Genomic DNA, 6,548 nt, shown 5'->3' with positions numbered 1-6,548 from the left:
CAACGCCTCCGCGGCCAGCCCGGCCTCTCCGACGACCTCGATATCGTCATGCCGGGCGAGCGTCTGACGCAGACCATTACGCACGATCTCGTGGTCATCGAGAACGAACACCCGGATCTTCTCCATGAGCGCGACGATACGGCCTCGGAGTCGCCTCGCCAATCGGCTTACGCCCGCCAGGACCAACGGGCGCGGCGGCGGCCCTCGCGCCCAGCCGGCCATTCACACCGCGACCGCTGGTCGGGTGACCGCCGCCCGCCTGGACCGCCCGTCAGCGGGCGCTGCCCACCGGCTCACCGTAGTGGTGGATCCGCGCGTCCGGGCCCGGGTGGATGTAGCTCAGTCTGCCGTCCGACCAGCGGACCAGGAAGGGGGGATCGCCGGCAGGCGTCGCGACCTCGAGGATCTCCCCGTCCCGCTTCGGGCCGTTCCCGACGGCGGCACGGACGACGACGGCGTCGCCCACCCGGGCCTGCCACCGGCTGAGGGTCCGGGGCCGCGGGCGCAGCGCGTCGAGCGGCAGGGGCAGGCCCCCCTCATGGTGAGGATGCCCGATCTCCGCTGCGGCGACGGCTCCGAGCGCCGCGTTCCGCGGGCCGGTCGCCGCGGTGTGCGGATCGGCCGCGGCGGCGAGCAGGTCGTCGAGCGCGACAACCCCGACGATGGTGTCCCCGTCGGTCACCACGAGCCGGCGGATCGCGTGCTCGGCGAAGACCCGGGTGATCTCCTCCCATCCCGCGGAAGGCCCGACTGTCACGACGCCGCAGGTCATGACGGCGTCGATCCGGGCGTCGAGCGGGACGGCGCGGGCGACGGCCCGCAACGCCAGGTCCCGGTCCGTCACGATGCCCGCCAGGCGCCCCTCGTCGACCACCAGCAGCGATCCGACACCGGCCCGGTCCATCAGCTCCGCGGCTTCCCGGATCGGGGTCGGGGCCGGCACCGTCACCGGCGCCCGGAACGTGATCTCACCCGTCATGGGGGCCTCCTCCTGCCAACGCCTGCGGCGAACCGCACGGGGGAGCATGCTCACTTCCAGGGGCGGCCAGAGCGGACGTCGCTCCCGAAAGGCACAGGACCTGCGGCCCCCGACATCCCTGCCGAAGGTCGCTGAGTTCGGCCCGTGATCCGGGAACCACTTCCCCGACAGACCAGACGAACCGAACCGAGCAGCGCAACCGATGCGGGAGCCCCGACCACCCCGGCCGGCCCTTCTCCCAGCACCGGAACGCGGCAGCGGGGTGTGTGATGTACGACCGCCCATACCCGATCAAAGTGAATGCCCGCCTCGACGAGCCGCTCTCGCGCTGGCTCTGGCTGGTCAAGTGGTTCCTCGCCATCCCGCACTACGTGGTGCTGTTCTTCCTCTGGGTGGCGTTCGTCGTCCTGACGGCCGTCGCCGGTGTGGCGATCCTGTTCACCGGCCGCTACCCGCGGGCGATCTTCAACTTCAACACGGGGGTGCTGCGCTGGTCCTGGCGGGTGTCCTACTACTCCTACAGCGCGCTGGCGACGGACCGCTATCCGCCGTTCTCCCTCGGCGAGGAGCCCGACTACCCGGCTCACCTCACGATCCCGTATCCGGCCCAGCTCTCCCGCGGTCTGGTGCTCGTCAAGTGGTGGCTGCTGCTCATCCCGCACTATCTGGTCGTGGGGTTCCTCGTCGGCGGCACGACGCTCAGCCACAACGCCCTGCTGACCGCGGGAACGGGCGGCGGCCTGATCGGCCTGCTCGCGCTCATCGCGGCGATCACTCTCGCGGCGACCGGCAGCTACCCGCGAGCCCTCTACGATCTTGTTGTCGGGCTCAACCGCTGGGTGATCCGGGTCGGCGCCTACGCCGCCCTGATGACCGACGAGTACCCCCCGTTCCGGCTCGACTCCGGCGGCGCCGAACCGGAACCTCAGGACCAGCCTGCCCCGAACCCCGCGGTGTGAGAGTCGTCCGGATCACCGGGCCGCTCGGGACCACACCCGACAGCGACCAGGAGTGACGTGCTCCCGTGGACCACCTGCGCCTCCCGCGCCTGCCCCGTTACTCCCGACGGTGGGCGCGGGGGGACGCCGCGAGCGGCCTGACGGTCGCGGCATACCTGATTCCCCAGGTGATGGCCTACGGCGCACTCGCGGGTGTGGCGCCGGTGGCGGGCCTGTGGGCGATCGCCCCCGCCGTCGTCGCCTACGCGATCCTCGGGTCGTCGAGGCTGCTCTCGGTCGGGCCGGAGTCGACCACCGCGCTGATGACCGCGGCCGCCGTCGCCCCGCTGGCAGACGGTGATCCGTCGCGGTACGCCGCCCTCGCCGCCGCCCTCGCCGCCGCGGTCGGGGTTCTCGCGATCGCCGCCGGCTTCGCGCGGCTCGGCATCATCGCGCACCTGCTCTCCCGGCCGATCCTCGTCGGCTACCTCGCCGGGGTCGCGGTCATCATGATCGTCGGCCAGCTGGAGAAGGTGACCGGTGTCCCGGTCGAGGGCGGAAGCCTGTTCGGCGAGCTCCGCTCGTTCGCCGGCGCGGTGCACCACCTGCACGGTGGAACCCTCGTCGTGTCGACCGCGTCCCTTGTCCTGCTCGTCGTGCTGCACTGGCGCGCGCCCCGGCTGCCGAGCCCACTACTTGTGATCATGGTCGCGACGCTCGCGGTATGGGCCTTCGGCCTCGACACGCACGGCGTCCGCGTGGTCGGTGACATCGACGGCGGGCTTCCGCACCTGACGATGCCCACGGGCGCCGACCTCGTCGACGTCGCACCGTCCGCGCTCGGCATCCTCTTCGTCGGGTTCACCGACAACATGCTCACCGCGCGTGCCTTCGCCGGACGCGACGGCCACGCGGTCGACGCCAACCGGGAGCTGTTCGCGCTGGGGGCGGCGAACCTCGGAGCGGGGATCGGCCAGGGCTTCCCGGTCAGCAGCAGCGGGAGCCGCACCGCGCTCGCCGCGTCCAGCGGCGCGCACACGCAGGCCTACTCCCTGGTCGCCCTGGGCGCGGTCGTCCTGGTCCTGGGATTCGGACGCCCGGCGCTGGCGATGTTCCCGGTAGCGACGCTCGGCGCGATCATCATCTTCGCGGCGGTCCGCCTGGTCGACATCGCGGGGTTCCGCCGGCTGGCCTCGTTCCGGCGCAGCGAGCTCACGCTCGCGCTCACCGCCGCCGTCGGCGTCCTGGTGTTCGACATCCTCTACGGGGTCCTGGTGGCCATCGGCGTATCGCTGCTGGACCTGCTCGCCCGGGTCGCCCGACCGCACGACGCGGTACTGGGACGGGTCCCCGGCCTGGACGGCATGCACGACGTGGACGACTACCCGAACGCGCACACCGTTCCCGGGCTGCTCGCCTACCGGTACGACTCGCCTCTCTTCTTCGCCAACGCGGAGAACTTCCGCCGCCGGGCGGTCGCCGCCCTCGACGCGTGCGCCGACGACATCGACTGGTTCGTCCTCAACATGGAGGCCATCGTCGAGGTCGACATCACGGCTCTCGACGCGCTGGAGGATCTGCGTGCCGAGGTGACCAGGCGGGGCATCGCCTTCGGCCTGGCCCATGTCAAACACGAGCTGCTCGACGACCTCACCTCGTACGGGCTCACCGCGAGCGTCGGACCCGACATGATCTTCCCCACCATGCGGGCGACCACGGCGGCACACCGCCTGCGCACGGGCGACAGGCTCCCCTGATCACGACCGGCGCACGCCACCGGCCGGCGCTGTCCGACCGGGTCCCGCGGCGGCGTCAGCCCACGCCGCACTGCTCAGCGGCCGCACCGCGCCGGATGATGTCACCGAGCCGGCCGGAATCACCGAGCGCACGGTCGCCATCGTGGCCGTCGACCTCCGGGACGCACGCGAGCACCAGCGCGGAACGATCATCGGGCGCTCGCTGAGTGAACGCGGCGACCTCGGCGAACATGCGCTCGAGGACACCGGACACCGCGGAGGGGCGGCGGCCCCGGCCCGGCGTGCTGCTCCCGGTCTGCCGCCAGCCGGCGTCCACCAGCCGGTCGGGTCCGAACTCGACGCCCGCCGAGTTCCGCGCCTCGGTGAGGCCGTCGGTGTACAGGAACAACGACTCACCTGGGGCGAGCCGCAGCGTCCGGTTCGACCAGATCGCGGCACCGGCGAAGAGATCCGACAGGAGCGGGCCGGTGGGCCCGAGCGACCGGCTCGCCCCGTGGTGACCGGGGGCGGTACGCCCCCGATCCCACGGGCCCCGGGAGCGCAGGACGATGGGCGCCGGGTGGCCGGCGTTCGCGTAGGTCACCGTGCCGTCCGCGGCGGCGACGGCGACGAACGCGGTGGCGTACATCTCGCCCATGTCGCCGAGTTCGGCCACTTCGGCGAGGGCACCGCCGAGAGCCTGGCCCGGATCGGCGCCGTCGAGGAGCCGGTCGCGTAGCAGCCGGCGCAGCACCAGAGCCAGCGCCGCCGCCTGGTCGCCGTGACCGGCGGCGTCGCCCATGCTGACCGCCAGCCGCCCGTCCGCGAGCCGCGCGACGTCGATCCAGTCGCCGCACATCGCACCCGGCCGTGACGGGCTGATCCGCCAGGACGCTCTGATGTCGTTCACGTGCCCACCTCCGGTATCCGCTGCCGGTCCCCGCATCAGGTGACCGGCACGGTCGGGCCCGGGAGACCGATCTCCGCAGGGCCCGCGACCGCCCCGATCTGGATGCACCTGGAGGCGACGCGCTCCCAGAATCGGCATCGCGCCGAACCGGTGAAAGGGACTTTCGGCAGGGCGGAGCCGGGGGAACGTCCCCCGAACGGGGGTGCCGGGAGGTCGGGCCCCGGGCGGGAACCCGCCAGGTCAGGCGGCTCACCGCGGCACCGACGGCCAATCCCGGGCTTCCCCGTTGGTCCCACCGCCCCCGGGACCTTCGCACCCCGGCCGGGCTACTCGAGAACGCTGTACCCGGAGCATCCCGGGGGCAGGGTTGAGGCATGGGTGTGACGACAGTCGCGAACACGGTTCCCGCCTCGGCGGCGCCATCGGCGCGCGTCCGGTCTGGTCTCGGCGGCACGCCGGCGCCGACGCCGGCACCGGCCCGGCTGGTCGAGACGCACACGTCCGTACTGGTCTTCCTGGGTGACCGGGTGTACAAGACCAAGAAGCCGGCCGACCTCGGTTTCCTGGACTTCCGCACCCGAGAGGCACGCCAGGCGGCCTGCCACGCCGAGGTGGACCTCAACCGGCGGCTGGCGCCGGACGTCTATCTCGGCGTCGCCGACGTGATCGGCCCCGACGGCAACGCCTGCGACCACATGGTCGTCATGCGCCGCCTGCCGGCCGCCCGGCGGCTGTCCGCACTGGTCACCGCCGGCGGGGACGTCTGCGGGGAGCTGCGGGCCGTTGCCCGCCTGCTCGCCGACTTCCACACCCGCTGCGACACCTCGGCCCAGATCACCGACGCCGGCTCGCCCGCCACGCTGCGCGGGCTGTGGGACGAGGGCATCCGAGGCGTCCAGCCCTACCTGGATTCCGTCCTCGACGCCAGCACGATCGACGCCATCGGCCGGCTCGCCGGGCGCTACCTGGACGGTCGCCAGCCCCTGCTGCGCGAGCGGCAGCACCGCGAGCTCATCCGCGACGGGCATGGCGACCTGCTCGCCGACGACATCTACTGCCTCGACGACGGCCCCCGCGTCCTGGACTGCCTCGAGTTCGACCAGCGCCTGCGGGTCGGCGACGTCCTCGCCGACGTCGCGTTCCTCGCGATGGACCTCGAACGTCTCGGGCGTCCGGATCTCGCCGCGTTCTTCCTGGATCGTTACCGCGAGTACTCCGCCGAAAGCCATCCCAGGTCGCTGGAGAACCTCTACGTCGCGTACCGGGCGTTCGTGCGCTGCAAGGTCGCCTGCACCCGGCACGCCCAGGGTGACAGAGCCGCCGGCGCCGAGGCACGGGCCCTGGCCTCACTGGCCCTCACGAACCTGCGCCACGGGCGGGTGCGGCTCGTTCTCGTCGGCGGGACCCGCGAGTCGGGACGCAGCGAGCTGGCCGCCGACCTCGCCGACGCGGAGGGATGGACGCTGCTGCGCGCCGAGACCACCGGTAGCGGGCCGGACGACGCGACCGGCCGCACCACCGACCTCGGCTACGACGAGCTGCTGCGGCGCGCGGGCATCGCGGCCGAGCGCGGTGAGACCGTCGTCCTCGACGCGCCGTGGACCCTGCGCCGCGACCGGGACCGCGCCGCGGCACTCGCCGACGCCACCGCGGCGGACCTCGTCCAGCTTCGGTGCGCGCATCCGGGGTACCGCCGGCCCGGCACCCGACCGGCCCTGGCCCCACGGCCCGGCACCCGGCCGGGTGCCGGGCGCACCGACGAGCCGGCCGGCACCGACCCCTGGCCCGAGGCGAAGACCCTCCGCGACGCGCCGGCACCCGACGCCACCCTGCGGGCGGCGCGACGGGCGGCGGGATGAGACGGCGATCGTGTAACCCGCACCCCGAAAGTCGCACCTCGCGTATCGTGCTCGCGTGGCGGCAGGATCCGAGCTCTCGACCTCGCACCGGTCGGGCGGGACACCGGCGGCCGAACCGTCGGCCAG

At 73.1% G+C, this 6,548-nt stretch carries 5 protein-coding genes and 1 pseudogene; 3 read left to right on the top strand and 3 right to left on the bottom strand.

Annotated features, from left to right (window positions below; all coding sequences use genetic code 11):
- A pseudogene (locus FMEAI12_RS38890) lies at window positions 1–222 on the bottom strand (DNA-binding response regulator); the annotation flags it as partial.
- A 49-nt stretch (window positions 223–271) separates the two neighbouring features.
- A complete protein-coding gene (locus FMEAI12_RS32010; RefSeq protein WP_112108934.1) occupies window positions 272–979 on the bottom strand; it encodes a CBS domain-containing protein in 708 nt (235 codons plus the stop codon).
- A gap of 269 nt (window positions 980–1,248) precedes the next feature.
- Between FMEAI12_RS32010 and FMEAI12_RS32005 the strand changes: the two genes are divergently transcribed.
- Together FMEAI12_RS32005 and FMEAI12_RS32000 are read left to right on the top strand one after the other, a co-directional pair.
- Window positions 1,249–1,938, top strand: a complete 690-nt coding sequence (locus FMEAI12_RS32005; protein ID WP_112108933.1) for a DUF4389 domain-containing protein — start codon at window positions 1,249–1,251, stop codon at window positions 1,936–1,938.
- 65 nt (window positions 1,939–2,003) lie between these two features.
- Window positions 2,004–3,674 (top strand): SulP family inorganic anion transporter, encoded by a 1,671-nt coding sequence (locus tag FMEAI12_RS32000; protein ID WP_112108932.1) that lies wholly within the window; start codon window positions 2,004–2,006, stop codon window positions 3,672–3,674.
- 55 nt (window positions 3,675–3,729) lie between these two features.
- Here FMEAI12_RS32000 and FMEAI12_RS31995 read toward each other — a convergent pair whose 3' ends face one another.
- The gene (locus tag FMEAI12_RS31995; protein ID WP_235014914.1) at window positions 3,730–4,563 is read right to left on the bottom strand and encodes a PP2C family protein-serine/threonine phosphatase; all 834 of its coding nucleotides are present in this window, start codon (window positions 4,561–4,563) and stop codon (window positions 3,730–3,732) included.
- Window positions 4,564–4,937: 374 nt separating this feature from the next.
- On the opposite strand from FMEAI12_RS31995, the gene FMEAI12_RS31990 reads away from it, so the two are divergent.
- On the top strand, window positions 4,938–6,422 hold the full coding sequence (locus FMEAI12_RS31990) for a hypothetical protein (RefSeq protein WP_112108930.1): 1,485 nt from the start codon (window positions 4,938–4,940) through the stop codon (window positions 6,420–6,422).
- Window positions 6,423–6,548: the final 126 nt, after the last annotated feature.

The organism is Parafrankia sp. Ea1.12 (assembly GCF_900465275.1).
GTDB lineage: Bacteria > Actinomycetota > Actinomycetes > Frankiales > Frankiaceae > Parafrankia > Parafrankia soli.
The sequence above is the reverse complement of the archived record's forward strand: the minus strand, read 5'-3'. Positions and strand labels throughout refer to the sequence as shown.